At 73.7% G+C, this 19,083-nt stretch carries 16 protein-coding genes and 1 pseudogene; 6 read left to right on the top strand and 11 right to left on the bottom strand.

Going from position 1 to position 19,083, the window contains the following annotated elements; translation table 11 throughout:
- Window positions 1-39 precede the first annotated feature (39 nt).
- The 3 genes from M1O15_RS14295 to M1O15_RS14285 all read right to left on the bottom strand — a co-directional run bounded on the left by M1O15_RS14295 (window position 40) and on the right by M1O15_RS14285 (window position 3,039).
- Window positions 40-1,209 carry an exonuclease SbcCD subunit D gene (locus M1O15_RS14295; protein ID WP_248634270.1) on the bottom strand — a complete coding sequence of 390 codons (1,170 nt, stop codon included), beginning with the start codon at window positions 1,207-1,209 and terminating at the stop codon, window positions 40-42.
- A gap of 363 nt (window positions 1,210-1,572) precedes the next feature.
- The gene (locus M1O15_RS14290; RefSeq protein ID WP_248634184.1) at window positions 1,573-2,271 is read right to left on the bottom strand and encodes an alpha/beta fold hydrolase; all 699 of its coding nucleotides are present in this window, start codon (window positions 2,269-2,271) and stop codon (window positions 1,573-1,575) included.
- 141 nt (window positions 2,272-2,412) lie between these two features.
- Window positions 2,413-3,039 (bottom strand): YigZ family protein, encoded by a 627-nt coding sequence (locus tag M1O15_RS14285; protein ID WP_248634183.1) that lies wholly within the window; start codon window positions 3,037-3,039, stop codon window positions 2,413-2,415.
- Window positions 3,040-3,187: 148 nt separating this feature from the next.
- Here M1O15_RS14285 and M1O15_RS14280 point away from each other — a divergent pair, with 148 nt between their 5' ends.
- The 3 genes from M1O15_RS14280 (at window position 3,188) to M1O15_RS14270 (ending at window position 8,540) form a co-directional block, all read left to right on the top strand.
- Complete coding sequence (locus M1O15_RS14280) at window positions 3,188-3,562, top strand: CU044_2847 family protein (RefSeq protein WP_248634182.1); 375 nt, start codon at window positions 3,188-3,190, stop codon at window positions 3,560-3,562.
- 46 nt (window positions 3,563-3,608) lie between these two features.
- Window positions 3,609-7,922, top strand: a complete 4,314-nt coding sequence (locus tag M1O15_RS14275; protein ID WP_248634181.1) for an nSTAND1 domain-containing NTPase — start codon at window positions 3,609-3,611, stop codon at window positions 7,920-7,922.
- A 195-nt stretch (window positions 7,923-8,117) separates the two neighbouring features.
- Window positions 8,118-8,540 (top strand): CoA-binding protein, encoded by a 423-nt coding sequence (locus M1O15_RS14270; protein ID WP_248634180.1) that lies wholly within the window; start codon window positions 8,118-8,120, stop codon window positions 8,538-8,540.
- An 18-nt stretch (window positions 8,541-8,558) separates the two neighbouring features.
- Here M1O15_RS14270 and M1O15_RS14265 read toward each other — a convergent pair whose 3' ends face one another.
- Window positions 8,559-9,164, bottom strand: coding sequence for a helix-turn-helix domain-containing protein (locus M1O15_RS14265; RefSeq protein ID WP_248634179.1), 606 nt, complete (start codon window positions 9,162-9,164; stop codon window positions 8,559-8,561).
- Between the two features lie 106 nt (window positions 9,165-9,270).
- The gene (locus tag M1O15_RS14260) at window positions 9,271-10,056 is read right to left on the bottom strand and encodes an acyltransferase (RefSeq protein ID WP_248634178.1); all 786 of its coding nucleotides are present in this window, start codon (window positions 10,054-10,056) and stop codon (window positions 9,271-9,273) included.
- A gap of 160 nt (window positions 10,057-10,216) precedes the next feature.
- Between M1O15_RS14260 and M1O15_RS14255 the strand changes: the two genes are divergently transcribed.
- Entirely contained in the window at window positions 10,217-10,750 is a 534-nt protein-coding gene (locus tag M1O15_RS14255) for a gamma carbonic anhydrase family protein (RefSeq protein WP_248634177.1), read from the top strand.
- Window positions 10,751-10,769: 19 nt separating this feature from the next.
- Here the strand turns inward: M1O15_RS14255 and M1O15_RS14250 are convergent, their stop codons facing one another.
- Window positions 10,770-11,465: a DedA family protein gene (locus M1O15_RS14250; protein WP_248634176.1), complete on the bottom strand. Its 696-nt coding sequence runs from the start codon at window positions 11,463-11,465 to the stop codon at window positions 10,770-10,772.
- A gap of 154 nt (window positions 11,466-11,619) precedes the next feature.
- On the bottom strand, window positions 11,620-12,072 hold the full coding sequence (locus M1O15_RS14245; protein WP_248634175.1) for a DUF4442 domain-containing protein: 453 nt from the start codon (window positions 12,070-12,072) through the stop codon (window positions 11,620-11,622).
- Window positions 12,073-12,166: 94 nt separating this feature from the next.
- Between M1O15_RS14245 and M1O15_RS14240 the strand changes: the two genes are divergently transcribed.
- Together M1O15_RS14240 and M1O15_RS31850 are read left to right on the top strand one after the other, a co-directional pair.
- Window positions 12,167-13,267 (top strand): DUF8017 domain-containing protein, encoded by a 1,101-nt coding sequence (locus tag M1O15_RS14240; RefSeq protein ID WP_248634174.1) that lies wholly within the window; start codon window positions 12,167-12,169, stop codon window positions 13,265-13,267.
- Window positions 13,264-13,464: pseudogene (locus M1O15_RS31850) on the top strand (hypothetical protein); the annotation flags it as partial. The gene M1O15_RS14240 and the pseudogene M1O15_RS31850, both read left to right, overlap by 4 nt.
- A 19-nt stretch (window positions 13,465-13,483) precedes the next feature.
- Here the strand turns inward: M1O15_RS31850 and M1O15_RS14235 are convergent.
- The 4 genes from M1O15_RS14235 to M1O15_RS31415 all read right to left on the bottom strand — a co-directional run bounded on the left by M1O15_RS14235 (window position 13,484) and on the right by M1O15_RS31415 (window position 18,913).
- Window positions 13,484-13,861 carry a hypothetical protein gene (locus M1O15_RS14235; protein WP_248634173.1) on the bottom strand — a complete coding sequence of 126 codons (378 nt, stop codon included), beginning with the start codon at window positions 13,859-13,861 and terminating at the stop codon, window positions 13,484-13,486.
- 355 nt (window positions 13,862-14,216) lie between these two features.
- The gene (locus tag M1O15_RS14230; protein ID WP_248634172.1) at window positions 14,217-14,402 is read right to left on the bottom strand and encodes a hypothetical protein; all 186 of its coding nucleotides are present in this window, start codon (window positions 14,400-14,402) and stop codon (window positions 14,217-14,219) included.
- Between the two features lie 346 nt (window positions 14,403-14,748).
- Window positions 14,749-15,297: an RICIN domain-containing protein gene (locus M1O15_RS14225; RefSeq protein ID WP_248634171.1), complete on the bottom strand. Its 549-nt coding sequence runs from the start codon at window positions 15,295-15,297 to the stop codon at window positions 14,749-14,751.
- Window positions 15,298-15,535: 238 nt separating this feature from the next.
- Window positions 15,536-18,913, bottom strand: a complete 3,378-nt coding sequence (locus M1O15_RS31415) for an RHS repeat-associated core domain-containing protein (RefSeq protein ID WP_282576731.1) — start codon at window positions 18,911-18,913, stop codon at window positions 15,536-15,538.
- Window positions 18,914-19,083 lie beyond the last annotated feature (170 nt).

Below are 19,083 nucleotides of genomic sequence, written 5' to 3'. Positions count from 1 at the left end.
CCTCGGGGAGGTCGCGGGGAGCGGCGGGAGGGTGCGGGCTCATCCGTTCGCCTCGCGCCGGGTCAGGTCCAGTCGTACGTGGTCGAAGGCGGCGCCGAGCACGGCCCGCTCCCCCGCGTCGGGGCCGGCGCCGCGGGTGTGGGCGACGAAGTCCTCGGCGATCTGCCGGTCGTCGCGGTCCCGCAGCCGCTGGGCGTAGGAGGCGGCCGCGGCGCTGTCCTCGGTCTGCTCGGGCTCGAAGCGGAGGCTGAGGGCGTGCGGGAAGCGGGCGGCGAGCCGGGCCATCGGTTCGGGCGGGCGGACCGGGTCGGTGAGGACGGCCTCGACCCAGGCGTCCTCATGGCGGGAGAGCGCGGGGTCGGCGAGCAACTCGTCCAGCCTGCCGCGCAGCCGGGCCAGCGGGCGGGGCACCGGGCAGTCGATCCGCTCGGCCGCGGTGATCTCCCCGCCGGCTCCGAGGTCGATGAGCCACATGGTCTTGCGGTGGTCGGCCTCGGAGAAGGAGTACGCGAGGGGGGAGCCGGAGTAGCGGACCCGCTCGGTGATGCGCTGGCTGCCGTGCAGATGGCCGAGGGCCGCATAGTCCACCCCGTCGAACACCCCGGCCGGGACGGCGGCGACCCCGCCGACGGTGATGTCCCGCTCGCTGTCGCTGGGCTCGCCGCCGGCGACGAAGGCGTGCGCGAGGACGACCGAGCGGGTGCCGGCGGGGCGGGTGGCCAGGTCGGCGCGGACCCGGTCCATGGCGGCGGCGAGCACCGCCTGGTGCCGGGCCTTCCGGACGCCGAACTCCTCGCGGACGAGCGCCGGTTCGAGGTAGGGCAGCCCGTAGAAGGCGACCTCGCCATGGACGTCGGTGAGCAGCACGGGGGTGCCGGCCGCCGCCGGGTCGGTCCGCAGATGGATGCCGGCCCGCTCGATCAGTCCGGCGCCGACTCCGAGGCGGCGGGCCGAGTCGTGGTTGCCGGAGATCATCACGGTGGGCACCCCGGCGGCGGCCAGCCGGTGCAGGGCGCTGTCGAAGAGCTCCACGGCGGCCAACGGCGGCACCGCCCGGTCGTAGACGTCCCCGGCGACCAGCACCGCGTCCACCTCGCGGGTCCGCACGGTGGCGACCAGGTGGTCCAGGAAGGCGGCCTGGGCGTCGAGCAGCCCGACCCGGTGGAACGACCGGCCCAGATGCCAGTCCGATGTGTGCAGGATCCTCAACGGACCGCCCCGCCCCGCGTCCGCACCACTGCCACCCCTCCGGTCGCTCTCCATGCCGTCGTCCACCGGGCCCGGCCGGGCCTCCGCCCCGCACCCGGCTCCGGCCCCGCCGCCCTCGCCGACCACTGCCGTTCCGGTCGACCCTGCCGTTCCGGTCGGCGCTGCCGTCCCGGCCGGCACGCCGCCGCGCCGGTGCCTCGGCTGCCTCGCCTCTTCCGGTGCCTCAGTCTGCCATCCGTCCGGGGGACGGATCACCCGAACGCCGCATCCCGGTCGCGCCCACATCCCGGCTGGGGGCACGGCGCAGCCCGACGGTGCGACGCATCCGGTCGCGGCCGAGCGCAGCCGGGAGGCAGCGAGCCGCTACCGGGGCGGCGGCGCCCCGTCTCCCGCCTCGGCGAGCAGCAGCCGGGCCAGCTCCTCCGGCTGGGAGAACATCGGCCAGTGGCCGGTGTCCATGGTCACCAGCCGCCAGCTGGGGCTCTCCAACAGCCGGGCGGCCTCCGGGCCCGGCTCGGGCCAGTCCAGCAGGCACTTCACATAGGTGGCCGGGAGGTCCGCCGGCTCGCCGTGCAGGGTGGCGGGCTCCGTGAGGCCGGCCCCCGGGTGCGGAACGGAGCCCGCGGTGATCCGGGCCACCTGCTCCGGGGTGAGCCCCTGCCCCTCGTACTCCTCGGCGGTGAGCGGGGGCCAGAAGCCGCCGTTCTCCTCGATCGCGGCCCTCACCCGGGCGGAGGCGAAGGGCTCGCCGTCGGCGGGCACCTCGGCGTCCAGGAACACCACCCGGGCCAGCCGGTCGCCGATCAGCTGGGCGGCCTGGCCCACGGGTATGCCCGAGTAGCTGTGGCCGACCAGCACCACGTCCCGCAGGTCGAGGCGCTCGACCTCCGCGACGACGTCCCGCACATGGGTCTGCTGCCCGGCGGGCACGCCCTGCTTCTCGGCCAGCCCGGAGAGGGTCAGCGGGTACGCGCCGTGGCCGGCCGCCCGCAGCGCCGGGACCACCGCGTCCCACGCCCATGCCCCGAGCCAGGCCCCGGCCACCATGACGAAGTTCACCATGCCCGAACCGTAGCGCGGGGGTCTGACAACGCCCCCGGGGCGGCCCACCCCGCCTCCTCCCCCGGCCCCCACCGGCGGAGCCGCGGTCCCCGACGAAGCCACGGCCTCCCATGAAGCCCCCGGGGGACCGATCGCGGCCGCTCAGCCCTCGCCGTACGCCTCGCCGCCGAGCTCCAGGTGGGCAGTGCCGGCGGTGGCGTCGGCCAGCCAGGCGCGGAAGGCGTCCACCTCGGCGTCGGGCAGCCCGATCTCGATGGTGACGGACTCCCCGTAGCGCACCTCGCGCACCGTGCGGCCGGTGGTGCGCAGGTCGTTCTCCAGCTTTCCGGCGCGCTGGTGGTCCACCTGGACGGTGGCCAGCCGGAACCGCCGGCGCACCACGGTGCCGAGCGCGTCCAGCGCCTCGCCGACGGCACCTCCGTAGGCCCGGATCAGTCCGCCCGCGCCGAGCTTCACCCCGCCGTAGTAGCGGGTGACCACGGCGGCGGTGTAGCGCAGTTCGCGGCGGAGCAGCATCTGGAGCATGGGCACCCCGGCGGTGCCGCCGGGTTCGCCGTCGTCGCTGGCCTTCTGCACGGCGGCGTCGGCGCCGATGACGTACGCGAAGCAGTTGTGGGTCGCCGTCGGGTGCTCCCGGCGGATCCGGGCGACGAACTCCTGCGCCTCCTCCTCGGTCGCGGCGGGCGCGAGCGCGCAGAGGAAGCGGGAACGGTTGATCTCGGTCTCGTGCACGCCCTCCCGGGCGACCGTGCGGTACTGCTCCTGCATCCGGCCACCCTAGCCCGGCAGGCGTGCCGGTCCGGACCCGTGTGCGGGCGCCGGCGGCCCACCGGGTCGCGACACCCCTGTCAACACCCCTCGTTGCCCGAGCTGTTGCCCCGTTACGATCAGCCCTCCCCGGATACTGGAGGTTGCGGTGAGCGAACGCCTGGTCCACACGGTGGAGGTTCCGCTGGGGGACGGCTCCGAGGAAGCGGTCCGGGTCCAGATCCGCGAGGTGGACGAGACCCTGGTCCGGGTGGGTCGCGGGGGCCGTTCGGTGGCCCGGGCGGAGCGGACCTTCGCCCAGATGCTGGACACCGTGCGGCCGGTGGCGGAGACCTTCGTGGGCAGGTTCCGGGGGATGGTCAACGCGCCGGACGAGATCACCCTGGAGTTCGGGGTCTCGCTCTCGGCCGAGGCGGACGTGGTCATCGCGAGCACCGCGACGGCGGCCAACTTCACCGTGAGTCTGACCTGGCACAAAAGTGACGTCCAGGAGCCGGGCGGAACCGCCTCGCCGGTAGCGTGATCCGATCGGCTGACGGGGGATCTGGGGGCCAGGGATGCCGGGGGAAGTGTCACGGGCCGCCGACGAGGCGCTGAACGCGGCGGCCGTCCGGATCCGCGGGGAGGACGGGGCGTGCGCCGGAGCGGGTGTCCTGGTCACCGCGGACCAGCTGCTGACCTGCGCCCATGTGGTGTCGGACGCGCTGGGGACGCCGCGCGGCGCGGAGGTCGCCGCGGGTGCGGAGGTGCGGGTCGACTTTCCGCTGGCCGGGGTGGAGGGAAGCCGTCCGGCCGTGGTGGAGCGGTGGATCCCGGAGGGAGCCGGGCACCGCGGTGATGTGGCGGTGCTGCGGCTCGGCGCTCCGGTGCCCGGCACCCGCCCGGCGCCCGTGGCCGACCCGGACGGCCTCTCGGACCGGCCGGTGCGCGCGGTGGGGTTCCCGGTCGGCGAGCCGGGCGTGCTCTGGCACCGGGGCCGGCTCAGCGGCCGGTCGGAGGGCGACTGGATCCAGCTCTCCCGCGCCGACCCGCACACCGCCCACATCACCCCGGGCTTCAGCGGCAGCGCCGTCTGGGACGAGGAGCAGGGCGCGGTGGTCGGCATCGTCGTCGCGGCGCAGAACCGGCGGGAGGACTCCCAGCAGTCCTTCGCCATCGGTGTGGGGGCGGTGCTGCGTCTGCTGCCCGGCCTCTCCGAGGCGCTGGCCACGGACCCCTTCCTCGGTCTGGAGACCTTCCAGGAGAGCCATGCGGGGATCTTCTTCGGCCGCGACCAGGACATCGAGGGCGTCGTCGCGGCCCTGCGGGGCGAGAAGCCGGCCGTCGTCCTCTGCGGCCCGTCGGGCTGCGGGAAGTCCTCGCTGGCGCTGGCCGGTGTGGTGCCCCGGATGCGGCGGGAGGGGACGGACGAGGTCGTGGTGGTGAACGCCGGGGCGGACGGCGCCTTGCCGGCCGGACTGGCGCTCGGCCTCTGCGCGGCCGTCCGCGGCGGACGGCAGGGCGACCCCGACCAGGTGGAGCGGTGGCTCGCGGACCACGGGGTGGTGTACACGCTGGACCGGCTGCGCGGTGGTACGGGCGGCGAGTACCTGGTCGTGCTGGACCAGGCCGAGGCGCTGCTGGACCGCGAGGAAGCCGAGGTGGCGGAGGTCGTCCGGCTGCTCCTCCCCCGCGGTGGTCCGGGCACCAGGTCGCGGCTGCTGATCACGCTCCGGTCCGACCTGCTGGACGCGGTGCTGCGGCACCCGCGGCTGGGCCCGCTGCTCGACGGCGAGCGGAGCCGGACGTTCCCCCTGGCGCCCATGTCCGGGCGGCAGTTGCGCCAGGTGATCAACGAGCCGCTGAGGAGGGCCCCGGCGGTCGGCTACGAACCGGGGCTGGCCGAGCGCATCCTCAGGGACGCCGGCGACCGGCCGGAGAGCCTGCCGCTGCTCGGGTTCGTCCTGAGGAAGCTGTGGGACGACCGGTTCGGCGGACGGCTGCGTACGGAGACGTACGAGGCGGTGCGCGGAGTGTCGGGCGCGCTGGAGGAGCACTGCGAACGGGCCTGGGCCGAGTGCGTCGGGGAGGGGCAGCGGGCGGCGGCGTCCCGGCTGCTGCGGGGGCTGGTCAGGGTGCTGCCGGGGAGTGAGACCCCGCTGCGGCGGAGGCTGCCCCGTGAGGAGGCCGGGGAGGCCGGCTGGCGGCTGGCGTGCGCGCTGGCCGAGCGGCGGCTGCTGGTCCTGCGCGGCGGCAGGGACGAGCCGGAGACCGCCGAACTGGCCCATGAGACCTTGATCGGCGTCTGGCCCGCCCTGCGGGAGCAGGTTCGCGACGACAGGGAGTTCCTGGCCGGCCGGGCGGAGCTCGGCTATGACCGCGAACGCTGGGAACGGGGCGCGGCACCGCTGCCCGGCGCGCCGCAACTGGCGGCCCTGCGGCACTGGTTGAAGGACCGCGAGGAGGAGCTGAGCCCGGCGGAGCGGGACTTCCTGGCCCGGGCGCGCGGCCGGCAGCGCGCGCGGCGCAGGCGGGTGCGGGCCGGGTGGCTCGCCGCCGCGCTGGTACTGGCCCTGATCGCCGCGCTCGGCACCTTCCTGGTCTACCAGTCGCGGGTGAGCGAGCGCCGGGACGCGGAGGCGCGGTCGCGTGCGCTGGCCAGCCTCTCGGCGGAGGCCGCCGAGCAGGATCCGGGGCAGGCCGCCCTGCTGGCCATGGCGGCCTACGAGCTGTCGCCGACCCAGGAGGCCCGCAACGCGCTGCTGCGCCGCTACGACCAGTCCAAGGACACCAGCTGGGTGCTGAGCGGTGTCCAGGGCGGTATCGACGCCGTGGCGACGAGCAACGACGGCACCGTCATCCTGGCGACCAGCCGGCTCGGCCGGGCCACGCTGTTCGTCCGCCGGGACGGGGGCGGGGCCTCGCGGGTGCCGCTCCGCCTCTCGGCTCAGGCCTTTTACCCGATGGTCAGCCGGGACGGGCGGCGGATCGGCTATCTGTCGACCGACGGCGCCTTCGTCTGGCACGACGTGGACCGCGGGGCGGGTACGGCGGACAGGCTGCTGGGCCGGGCGCGGGCCGTCCGCGACCCCGTGCTCCGGGCGATGGCGGAGGGCAAGCGGCGTACCAGCGACCAGGTCCACCGGGCCGACTTCTCCCCGGACGCCGGGCAGGTGGCCATGGTGGTGGACGAACGGCTCCGGGTGTGGGACCTGGAGGCGAGGACGTCCCGGCGGGTGCCCACCCCGGCCGCCGTCGAGGCCGTGTGGTTCGGGCCGGACCAGGGCGTCCTGGTGGCCCACTCCACGCCGGAAAGCGGGTCCGGCCGGCGCTCGGTCCTACGGGTGGACGTCCGCACGGGCGGCACCCGGACCGTGGCCGAGGGGGTGGACACCTACGTCGCGGAGACGGAGGGCGCCTACAACCTCCCGGCACTGGGGCTCTCCGGGGACGGCGGTGTGCTCGTCCACTGCCGCGAGGACGGCGAGCGGGACCGCGCCGTCTACCGCACCGTCCGGGTGGCCGACGGGAAGACGCTGAGCACCCACCCGAGCGACGGCTACAGCTGCGGCGGCCTCGCGGTGGACGAGACGGGACGACGTTTCGCGGCGGGCACCAGGCGCGACTGGTCGTTCGCCGACCGGGACCGGGACGGCGGCGCCCTGCGGTCGGCGGGCGGGGCCAAGCCCGCCGGTATCACCGCCCGCCTCCTCGGGGGCGCCGAGCACCCCGAGATCACCTCCTGGGACCCGACCTCGCTGTGGGGGCACCCCCTGAGCGCGGACGACGGCCCCCCGGTGCGGATCGCGGTGGCCCATCCGTATCTGGTCGAGGGCGGGAACACCCTGATCGCCCAGCTGGACTCCGGGGCCGACCTGCCCGGCGGGCCGGACCGGCTGGTGCTCCTCGACGCGGAGACCGGAGAGACCAGAGCGCAGGTGGAACGCCCCGCGGCCGACCGCGCCGTCCTCTCGGAGGCCTTCCTCGGGCTGGCCACGGACCCGGCGGAGACCCTGGTCGCCGATGTGGTGGCCCGGAACAAGGTCGTGGTGCGTGCTCTGCCGACGCTGCGCCGGATCACCGAGATCACCACGCGGACGCCTCCGGTCGGCGCCCCCGGGATCGCGGAGCCGCTGACGGTGTTCTTCCCCCGCAGCGACGAGTTGGTCACCGTCTCCGGCAGCTGGATCGAACGCTGGAGCACCCGGGACGGGCGGCGGCTGTCGAAGCCCGTCGACGCGCGTGCGCTGGGGCTGGTGGCCGAGAACCCGCCGCTGACCACCGACGGGGGACGGCCCGACTCGGGGTTCGGGGTGGGCCCCCGTCCCGAGCCCGGACATGTGCAGATCATGGTGCGGGGGGACTCCGCGATGCACGCCGTCGATCTGCGCACCGGAGTGGAGGACGAGCGGCTGCGCTTCCGGCTCGGCCCGGACAACGACCGCGCCCGCCTCGATCCCGGCGGCCGGTACGCGATCGCCAAGACCAAGGGCGCCATGTGGGAGCTCTGGTCCGTACATCCGGGACGGCCGGCCGAGCGGCTGGTCGGGCCGCTGGGGCCGCTGGGGGACAGCAAGGCGTCCTGGTCGGAGGGGTTCGTGTTCGGTTTCACCGGGCGCGGCAGCGAGCTGTTCGTGGCGAACGGGGACTCCGTACGCTTCCAGCAGGCCGCCCGGCCCGACCGGTTGGAGTCCTACGACTTCGCCGAGGACCAGTTCTTCCTGGCGGCCTCCCGGGACGGCAGGGTGCTGCTGCGCACCGACGGCGCCGGCTACACCGATCTGTTCCGCCTCGACCCCGGTCTCTGGAAGCGCCAACTGTGCGAGGTGCTGGGGCGCGAGCTCACCGACGAGGAGCGCCGCGGGCTGCCCGCGGGGCTGCCCCGGACGCTCTGCCCGGAGTGAGCCCTACCGACGCGGGCGGGAATCCCGGCGGCCGGCCGGCGGTTCGCAGAAGAGGACCGGGACCGGGACCAGGACCAGGACCAGGACCAGGACCAGGACCAGGACCAGGACCATGATCCAATCCAATCAGATCGGATCAGATCAGATCCGTTTCGGTTCCATTTGATCCGGACGGCAGTCGAGAGGCGGGCTTCGATGAGCGGGGCGAACACGACCGACGAGCGGGAGACGGTGCGCAGGATCCTGACCGGGTCCGGTGACACCTGGGCCGTGGTCGGCCTGTCGAACAACCAGAGCCGGGCGGCGTACGGGGTGGCGGCGGTGCTGAAGCGCTTCGGCAAGCGGGTCGTGCCGGTGCACCCCAAGGCGGAGACCGTGCACGGGGAGCAGGGGTACGCCTCGCTGGCCGAGATCCCCTTCCCGGTCGACGTGGTGGACGTGTTCGTCAACAGCGAGCTGGCGGGCGCGGTCGCCGACGAGGCGGTGGCCGAGGGCGCCCGGGCGGTCTGGTTCCAGCTGGGGGTGGTGGACCAGGCCGCGTACGAGCGGACCCGGGCGGCCGGGCTGGACATGGTGATGGACCGCTGCCCGGCCATCGAGATCCCCCGGCTGGGCTGAGCCCGCGCCCCGGACGACTCAGGAGCCGGAGTCGGACACCGGGCCCGGCCGGCGCACCGGCGGGATGGCGGCGGCCAGGGTCATCCGCACCGTCTCGGTGCCCTCGTTGCGGTAGGCGTGCGGTACGTCGGACTCGAAGCAGGCCGACGCCCCGGCGGGCACCCGGTGCGCCACCCCGTCCACCAGCAGGGTCAGCTCCCCGGAAGTGACGTGCAGCAGCTCGGTGGTGCCCTCGGGGTGCGGGTCGGAGGCGGAGCCCTCGCCCGGGGCCAGCGTCCACGCCAGCAGCTCCAGCGGACCGCCGCGCCCTTCGGTGCCGACCAGCAGCACACTGCTGCTGCCGCCCGGGGTGGACCACATCCGCACCGCCCGCTCGGCGGGGACCAGGCGCACCCGGGGCCCCGGCTCCTGGTCGAGCAGGGTGGCGATGGAGATGCCCAGGGCGTCGGCGAGCTTCACCGCGGTGCCGACGCTGGGGTTGGTGCGGGCCTGCTCGATCTGGATGATCATGCCCCGGCTGACGCCGGCCCGGGCGGCGAGCGCGTCGAGCGTGAACCCCCGCTCGCTGCGCCAGCGTTTGAGGTTGCGCGCGAGCGACTGGGTGAGCTGGTCGAGGTCCGGCACGTTCCGTCCAGGAGAGAAGCCATGAGAGGCGGAGGAGCACCGGGGGCCGGGCTCGCCGCCCGGAAACTCTACTGCCTGCCGCGGACGGCGCCCCGGCCCCGGCGGGTCAGCGGGGGTCGGCCGGAGCGGCGGAGATGGCGGCCTCCGGCTCGGGGGCGAGTTCGGCGAGCGCGGCCAGTTGCTCGGCGGTGAGGCCCGCCGGTACGGGGACGGGCACCGGTGTCCGGATCGGCGGCTGCCAGCCGCGTACCGGGTCCCAGTGGCGTACCGCCCGCGCCGGGGCGCCGGCGACCACCGTGTGGTCGGGGACCTCTCCGCGTACCACCGCCCCGGCGGCGACCACCACGTTCCGGCCGAGCCGGGCGCCGGGCAGGATCACCGCGCCCGTACCGAGCCAGCAGCCGGGGCCGATCTCCACCGGCGCCGAGCGCGGCCACTGCCGGCCGACCGGCTCGTCCGGGTCGTCGTAGCTGTGGTTGGTGGAGGTGATGTAGACGTACGGGCCGCAGAAGGTGTCCGCCCCGATGCGCACCGGCGCGTCGGCGACCACATGGCTGCCGCGGCCCAGGACCACGCCGTTGCCGAGGGTCACCACCGGGTCGGGGCCGAGGTCCAGGTCGGGCAGCATCCCGGCGGTCAGGGTGACCTGCTCGGCGATGATGCAGCACTCGCCCAGCTCGATCCACGGCTCGCCGAAGACGGTGCCCTGCGGGAAGGCCAGCCGGGTGCCGGCGCCGATCCGGCGGAACCGCAGTCGTCCGGGGCGCTCCGCGGTGACCGCGCCCGCCTGCTGCACCCAGCGCCAGCCGCCGTGCACGGCCCGGGTCACCGCGCGCCTGCGCCAGGCGGTGAGGGCGGCCAGGGAGGAGAACGTGTTTCTGTTCTTCGGCACTCCGTCACGGTAGTCGGCCCGCCGGAGGGCAGGCCCGGCCGGGACCTGTGATGTTCGCCCCACCGGCCCCTGGCGGCGCGGGCGCGCGGGGCGTCGCCTACGGTTCACCACGGCGCGGGACACCCGGAGCGGACGAGCGGCGGACGGACGAGGAGCGGCGATGACGGAGCGGGCACTGATCACCGGGGTGGGCGGCAAGCGGCCCGAGGTGCATCCGGAGGCGTTCGCCGCCCCGACCTCGGTGGTGGTCGGCGAGGTGGTGATGGCCGCCGGGTCGAGCGTCTGGTACCACGCGGTGCTGCGGGCGGACTGCGGTCCGATCGTGCTGGGCGCCGGCAGCAACATCCAGGACAACTGCACGGTCCATGTGGACCCGGGCTTTCCCGTGACGGTCGGCGAGCGGGTGTCGGTGGGGCACAACGCGGTGCTGCACGGCTGCACCGTGGAGGACGACGTCCTGGTGGGGATGGGCGCCACCGTGCTCAACGGGGCGCATATCGGGGCCGGTTCGCTGGTGGCGGCGCAGGCGCTGGTGCCGCAGGGCATGCGGGTGCCGCCGGGTTCGCTGGTGGCCGGGGTGCCGGCCAAGGTGCGGCGGGAGCTGACGGCGGAGGAGCGCGAGGGCATCAAGCTCAACGCGGCGATGTACCTGGAGCTGTCCCGGACCCACGCCGAGGCCCACCGGGCGGACTGACGGGCCCCCGGGTCCGGGCTCAGTCCGCCGTGGCGGCGGCGGGGACCGGGCCCGGGGCCGCCGTCTCCGTGTCCATGGGAAGAGCCTGCGCGGAGCGGGCCTCAGCCGCGGCGGCGGCCTTCCGGGCGCGGTTGCGCAGCACCAGCATGGAGGTGAGGCCGATCAGCACCGCGAGGACCAGGCCCAGCCAGGAGAAGCGCTTGAGCCAGGCCTCGGCGACCACGCCGACCGTGTAGATGACGGCGGTGGTGCCGCCCGCCCAGAGGATGCCGCCGAAGACGTTGGCCACGGCGAACTTCCAGTAGGGCATGCGCAGTACGCCGGCCAGCGGGCCCGCGAAGATCCGCAGCAGGGCGACGAAGCGGCCGAAGAAGACCGCCCACATGCCCCACTTCTGGAAGGACCGCTCGGCCAGCGCGACGTTCGCCTCGCTGAAGTGCTTGGGGAACCGGCGGCCCAGCCGGGCGAGCAGCGGGTGGCCGCCCTTGCGGCCGATGGCGTAGCCGATGGAGTCGCCGACGATGGCGCCCGCGGTGGCGCAGGCGCCGAGGACGTACGGGTTGATCTCGCCGTGCTGGGAGGCAAGCAGCGCCGAGCTGACGAGGACGATCTCCCCCGGCAGGGGGATGCCCAGGCTCTCCAGCCCGATCACGACGCCCACCAGGACGTAGACGCTGACCGCGGGTACGGTCTCCAGCCATTCCTGGACGTGCACTGCCGACTCCTCCGTCGCGCTCCGCGCCACCTCGGACCGAGGGGCCGCAGCAGCCTACCGGGCCCACCGGCCCAGCCGACCGGAGCACTGGCGGAGGGAGACGACCCCGCCCCCGCACCGAGGGGAGGTGCGGGGGCGGGGTGGGCCGGGCGGGTCAGCCCTGCGGGCGGAGCGTCCAGACGATGGTCATCTCGCCGGTCACCGCCCCGTCCTCACGGGTGATGGCGATGTGCACCGGGAACTCGGGGCGCTCCCCGGCGTCGAGTTCGGCGACGACCTCGGCCTTGGTGCGGCCGAGTGTGGCGGTGGCCGTGACGGGTCCCATGGCGAGCTTCCGGTAGCCGATCTCGGCCTTCACGGCGAGCGGGACGGCCCGGCCCAGCTGGTCGGCGAAGGCGCCGATGACGATGGCGCCGCTGGCGGACTCGCCGAGGGTGAACATGGCCCCGGCGTGCGGACCGCCGACGTGGTTGTGGAAGTCGGGCTGGTCGGGCAGGCGGAGCACCGCGCGCTCCTCGGTCGCCTCGATGACCTCCAGGTTCAGGGTCTTGGCCATGGGGACGGTGGCCAGCAGCATCTCGCCGATGTTCGGCTGGGTGTCGGACATGGCCCGAAGTTACCAGGCAGTAGCCGACGGGGGAACGGGGGCGGCCAGGGGTGGCCGTGGCAGCCGTCACCCCACCCCTCTATGGTTACTCGCCATGTGGCCAGGACAGCAGCCGCCCGGGGGCGAGCAGAACCCGCAGGACCAGAACCCGTACCAGCAGCCGGGTTACCAGCAGCCCAACCCGTACGGGCAGCCGCCCACCCAGCCCGGCGGCTACGGCGCCGGGCAGCAGGGCTACGGACAGCAGGGCTACGGCACGGGCCAGCAGGGCTACGGGACCGGGCAGCCGGGTTACGGGGCGGGGCAGCCCAACCCGTACCAGCAGCCCACCGTGCCCGGCTACGGCATGCCCGGAGCGCCCCAGCCGGGCGGCGACGGGGGCGACGAGCGGCGCAAGACGGTGATCACGGCCATCGTGGCCGCCTTCGCCGTGCTCACCACCGCCGCGGTCACCGGCTATCTGGTGCTGGGCAAGGACGACGAGGGCAAGCCGGTGGCCGGAAAGGACGCCAAGCCCTCGCAGAGCGCCACCACGTCCGCGGAGCCCACGGCTCCGCCGCTGGACAACCCGCGCGGCGGCGGCGGTTCGAAGCCCACCATCGAGGGCTGGAAGGTCGTCTACAACCCCAAGCGCGGCACCCAGTTCGACGTGCCGGGCGACTGGGAGGTGGTCGGCGCGGGCACCAGCGTCGGCTTCGAGGACGAGAAGAAGGGCGACGGCAGCCCGGTCGTCACCATGTCCGCGCCGGCCGAGTACAAGAGCCGCTGGTGCGTCACCAACGACCCGAAGAACGGCCGGGAGGACGAGACCGGCCTCGCCATGGTAGGCACCAAGGGCGGCCAGGGCGCCAAGGACACCGCCGAGGCCGCGTACAACGAGGCCGGCAACTGGGTGTGGGCGGGCTACGCCCAGACCGAGCCCAAGGGCACGGTGAAGATCACCAAGGCGAAGCCGTTCACCACCACCTCGGGGCTCCAGGGCCATGTCGCCACGGCCACCGCCACGGGCACCAAGAAGGAGGGGAAGTGCGACACGGACGGCAAGTCCATCGCCTTCTCCTACAAGACCGAGAAGGGCGACTTCGCCAGCTGGGTGCTGTACGCCAACGCCGGGATCCCCGACGAGCTGGACGACGCGGTGATCCAGAAGATCCTCGGCACCGTCCGGCTGGCGGGCTCGGGGTCGGGCTCCTGACCTCCGGCCGCTCCCGGCTCCGCCCCTCCGCCCGCCGTACGAAAGGGGCGGGCCCCCGGCCGGAGTGGGCCGAGCGCCGTCCGGAGTGGGCGGGGCGCCGTCCGGAGTGGGCGGGGCGCAACCACACCCTGCTGACCGCCTCGGCGATCGTCACCGGACTGGGCTCGCACGGGGCGCTGATCGCCGCCGCCTTCGCGGCGCGGCGGTACGAACGGGTCAGCGGGTGGTGAACTCGCGCAGACGGTCGACGAGGCGGCGGTCGGGCGGGCCGCTGATCTCGTCGGTGTCGGCGAGGCGGTCGACCTCCATCTCCAGCCGGCCGGTCGGCGGGGTGCTGCCGGTGGAGCCGTTCTTGCGGACGTAGGCGGCGACGGCACCCAGGCAGTCGAGGAGGACTTCGTCGATGCCGCTGCCGCCGGGGCCAGGGGCGGTGACCTCGTGCCGCCAGTGGGCGGCCTCGCGGTGCTCGCCCAGGGCGAGGTGGTGCAGGTGGAGGCAGTAGGCGGCGATCCGGTTCCCGGCGCCGGCGGACAGCTGCCACCAGAACTGAGCGCTCTCGGGGTGGCCGGTAAGGAAGAGCAGGCAGGCGAACACCGCGGCGCCGCCTCGTCGAACTCGCCGTCCGTACCGCGAGCAGGGGCATCGGCCAGGCGGCTGATGTCGCCGTGGGCGCCCGGGGCGTTGATGGCCCACCGGCACACGGTCGACAGCTGGCGTCCGGCCCGGGCCGCGCCGACGAGGTGGGCGGAGGGCGCGGCGGCGTGGCGGCCGGCGTCGGCGGCCAGGCGGCGCAGCGAGGCGCCGACGTCGAAGCGGGGGTCGCGGGTGAGGGGGACGGCCGCCTCTTGCAGGAGGTCGTCGATGGTGCGGGTCACTGCTGGCCTTCCTTGTCGGAGCCGTACGTGCCGCACACCCCTACACTCCCGCGACAGAGCCGGACCCGGGCACCTCACGATCCCCTCAGGGCGGCACCGTAGAGGACGGCCCACACGACGCAGCCCAGGAAGATCACTGCGAGTAGCAACCAGATGGCCACCAGCCCCACCCACGCTGCTGCCGGGCGGGGCGGGGTGGCGGTGGCCAGGTCCGGTCGGCCTGCCGGGTAGCGGACCGCCACCAGAGCTCCGACGCCCACCGTGGGAGGTCCGCTCTCGTGGAACCGTACGGGGTGACCGTCCGCGGTGATGAACTCGTAGAGGTTGTACCGGTACCGCCTGCCCGGCGTGGAACGAAGGCAGCGGCCCGGCACAGGGGGCTGGGCCCAGATGCTGATCAGCCGCTGAACGTACCGGTAGCTCCAGAAAGCGAGGAGTACACACCCAATGGTGATCAGTAACGGGAACAGCAGGAGCAGATGGACCACTGGGCCTCCCGAGGGCGCGAAGGCGACTGTGCCGCAGAGTACCCAGGTACGGCGAGAAGCAGCACCACCTCGCTTCCATCGGGGTCCCGGCCGGGACCCCGGCGGAGGCCGGCGATGGTTACCAGGCGCCGGTGGTGGTCCACTTCTGACTCGCGTAGCTGTCCTCGTAGCGGCAGGGCGCCATGACCACCGGGCCGCCGGCGGTGGGGGGACGCTCGATGCACAGGCCGTTGGAGTTGCGGAAATTGCGCAGCTCTTCGCCGACCGGATACCACTTCTGGCTGCGGTAGCTCTCCTCGAAGTGGCACGACGCCATGATCACGCGGGCGCCGACGTCGTTGGTGCGCAGGTCCATGCACAGTCCGTTGACGTTTTGGATGTTGTGGACGCTGGGGGCGTCGATGCTGCGGTACCACTTCTGGCTCAGGTAGGTGGACTCGTTGTGGCAGGTGAACACGCCGACCTCCGTGCCCAGTGCGTTTGAGGCCAAATCCCAGCACTGGCCGGCGTTGGCCACGTTCGCCGGCCCGCTGAGGGCGAGCGCGCCGGCCTCGGCCGTCGCACCGGTGCCCGGGGCACCGAGAAGCAGAGCGGCCACGGTGGACGATGCGACGACTAGTCGGCCGAGTACGCGGTCTCGGGCCTTGGTCGTGGTGTTTCCTGCCATGAGGAGGTCCTTTCGGGGTAGGCGCGACCAGCGGTTGCTCGTCGCCGGAAAGTGAGCTGTGTGCGGTGGCGACGCAGGTAGAGGCGGCATCGTCGTCATTCCCGGCGCCATCGAGGGGCTGGCCCGTGCACGACGCGGCGTCACAGACCCTGAGGTAGGGCGGCTTCGCCATACCAAGGCCCACCACCAGGGCCGGTATGCCTGCCTGGCGGTGACGGAACTCAGCCGCCCTACCTGCCTACCCGAATGGTTGATACCACTGCCGCTTGCGCTTCTTCCACAGCTTGCTGCCCACCTCCACGGTGGTGACGGCAGCGGCCGCGGTAAGACCGATTGCCGCGCCGATCGCCGTTCCGATGGCAACCCCGGGGCCCACGCCCACCCCTGCGAAGGCAAGGCCGACCAGTCCTCCGATGGCTCCACCCACAAGGCCGCCCAACCCGCCGTAGGTCCCGAATCTGCCGACGATCTTGTCCACAGCGTCGACCGCCGCCAGGCCGTTGGGATCCAGCCTGTTGACGGGGTCGCCTTCGGCGTAGAGGTAGGGGTTGACCTCTTGGCCGGAGGGGTCGGGCTGGGTGAAGCGGACGGTCTGGGGGTCGTAGTAGCGGGCCCCGAAGTGGTAGAGGCCGGTGGGGTCGAGTTGGCCGCCGGCGAAGCGGAAGGGCTGAGGCACCGTCTCGGTGGTCCCGGTCCGGCTCTGGCCGTCGGGGGTGTAGAGGTAGGTGTTGACGCGCTTGCCCGACTCGTCGACCAGGCCGATGACCGAGCCCAGGGCGTCGGTGAGGTAGTAGTGGCTGCTGTTGCCGGTGGCCACGGAGTTGAGGGTGCCGCCCGGCTCGCGGATGAAGTCGGTGTCCTTGCCGCCGGTGGTCTGCCCGGACAGGCCGAGGGGCCCGTTGTGGAAGACGGTGTCGCCCAGCCGGGTCCGCTCGCTGCTGTCGGTGCTGGCGTACTGCGCCTGGTAGGTGGTGCCGCCGGTGGTCAGGGACTTCAGCTGCCCGTATCCGGTGTACTGCTCGGCGCTGCGCCCACCCTGCGCGCCGGGACGGCCCGCGGTCTCGTTGCCGGCGGCGTCGTAGGACCATCCCGTGGTGATGCCGTTGCGGGCGGTCAGCTGGGAGGCGTCGTTGTAGGTGTAGGCGGTGTAACCCGGGCAGCCGGGGCTTTCGCCCCGGGAGGTGAGGTTGCCGGCCGGGTCGAAGCAGTACTGCCAGGACCTCAGCCGGCCCGTCGGGTCGACTTCCTTGGCCAGCGACAGCCGCCCCGCCCCGTCGTAGGAGTAGTCGGTGCGGGTCTTGGTCAGCTGGTCGGTGCGGCTGCGGATCTTCGTGCCGTCCGTCGCGGTGCCGCCGGCGGAGTAGCCGTAGGTGTAGGCGAGGTGGTTGAGGATGATGCCGGTGGGCGAGATGACCCGGATGTCCTGCGGTCGGCCGGAGGTGTCCAGGGTCTGGGTCTGCTCGGTGCCGCCGGGATAGGTGGTCTTGGTGCGCCGGTCGTTGTCGTCGTAGGCGTAGGTGGTCTTCTTGCCCTGCGGGCTGGTGAGTTGGGTCAGTCGGTTGGCCCCGTCCCACTGGTAGCTCGTGGTGCCGCCGGGATCCTTGTACGTCTCGATGTTGCCGTCGGCGGTGTAGGCCAGCACGGTCTGGGAGCCGTCCTGAAGGGTGCGGATGGTCTCCCGGCTCAGGGCGTCGAACTGGTAGCGCTGGGTGCCGGTGGCGTCGCTGCGGGCGGTGAGGTTGCCGTCCCCGTCGTAGGTGTAGGCGACGGTGCTGTCGCCGCTGGAGGTCTCGGCCTTCACCACGCGGTCGCGCTTGTCGTAGGTGTAGGTGCTCTTGACCCCGCGCCCGTCGGTCGTGCTCACCGTACGGCCGAGCGCGTCGTAGGTGTAGGTGGTCTTGCCCAGGGGGCCGGGCGGGGTGGCGCTGTCCAGGTTGCCGGCGGCGTCGTAGCGGAACTCGGTCTTCTTGCCGTTGCCGTCGGTGGCCGTGCACACCTGGCCCTGGAAGCCGCCGCAGCGCGGGCCGGCCTCGTTGTAGTCAAGGGTCCGGGTGGCGCCGCCGGTGCCGGTGGTGGCGACGGTCTTGGTGTTGCCGACGGAGTCGTAGGTGTAGCTGGTCTTCTCGCCGTCGGCGCTGGTGGTGTCGCGGGGCCGTTCGGCACCGGCGATCGTCTGCCACTGGGCGGTGGCGTTGGCCCCGGTGGGCAGCTTGGCCGACGTGGGGTTGTTGCGGTCGTCCCAGCCGTAGCTGGTGACGTTCCCGCCGCCGGAGCCGGTGCCCATCGCATCGGTGGCCTTCTGCAGTAGGTGGTTCTGGTACGTCTTGGAGCGGGCGTGGCCCAGCGGGTCGGTGACCTTGAGCATCTCGCCGTCGGCGTTGTGCTCGTAGCGGGTGGTGTGGCCGAGTGGGTCGGTGACGATGGTGGTGCCCGCCTCCAGCGCCCCCGCGGCGCTGTAGGCATACGTGTACGTGGGCCCGCTTCCCCCGGTGCCGTTCTCGGCGTAGCGGCGCATGGAGGTGACCCGGTCGGCCGTGTCATAGGTGAAGGCGGTCGAGCGCCCCTCGGCGCTGGTCACCTTCACCACCCGTCCGTCGCCGTCGTAGCCGAAGGCGGTGGACTGCCCGGTGGTGTCGGTGGTGCGCACCAGGTTGCCGCGCTCGGCGCTCAGGTCGTAGGTGACCGTGCGGCCGGTGTTGTCCTTGGCGCTCCATCGGGTGGTGCTGGTCTTGGTCAGGTCGACCCAGCGGCCGGAACGGGTCTCGGTCAGCTTGAAGCCCGCCGAGCCGCCTGCCCCGTCGAGGTGGGCGGTGACGTTCAGGACCCCGGCGTTGCGGTCGGTGACCTTGGTGAGGCGGCCGCCGGCGTCGTAGGTGTCGGCCGAACCGGACCCGCGGTCGGTCAGGGTGTAGGTGCCGTCCGCGTTCTTGCGCAGGTCCTTGGAGTACCCGGCGGGGGTGGTGTAGGTGCCGTCGGGCTTGCGGGAGAACTCCACCGTGGCGCCGGTGTCGTCGTAGTCGAGCACCGAGTTCGCACCCGAGACGTCGAGGTTGCGTTCCCAGTTCAGCCACCACGGTCCGCTGACCTGGCCGACCGGCGCGGCGAAGGCGTTGAAGGTGCGGTTGAGCTGGATCGTCTGCCCCACGCCCGCGACGTCGAAGTCGGTGGCGGCCAGCATCAGGTTGCCGGTCGAGTAGTCGATCCGCCCGGTCAGCGCGTCGGTCATCCGGAAGCCGAAGACCTGGTGCCAAGGCACCTCCCCCTGCCCGCGCGGCACGAACGCCGCAGCACCGGAGTTGCGGCCCTCACCGGACCGGGCCTTGTGCCCGGGTGCGGCCAGCGCACGCCCGGTGCGCAGCCGCTCCAACGCCCGCTGCCGCCACGTGTGTTCCGCGGCTGTCGGGGCGGCGGAGGGCAGGCTGCGGGGCGGGGTAGTGGTACCGGCGAGGACCGGGGGCATGGCGGCCCGTCCGTGGTCACCCCAGTGCGAGCCGCCCGGAGTGCGCGGCGGGGCCGGCTCGGCGGCCGCGAGCGGGACGGCGGTGGCACACAGGGCGACCGTGCCGAGCAGCGCGGTCAGCAGCCGACCGCGGCGCAGCGCGACGGAGCGTGGCATGCCTGGGGCGGGTAAGGAGCGCCCGGGGCTCGCGGGTGTGCGGACAGGTGACACGTTCCCCCCATGGGTGCAGCAGGTCTCGACCCAAGCACGGGCGTCCAACAGCCGGTCCGGCCGGCGGTTCGCCGCGAGTGGGCCAGGTGCTAGTGGTTGTGGTGCCGGGTCGGACT

It is taken from the genome of Streptomyces lichenis, assembly GCF_023218175.1.
Taxonomy (GTDB): Bacteria; Actinomycetota; Actinomycetes; order Streptomycetales; family Streptomycetaceae; genus Streptomyces; species Streptomyces lichenis.
Note: the sequence above shows the minus strand (reverse complement) of the source record. Positions and strands in the feature narration are given on the sequence as shown.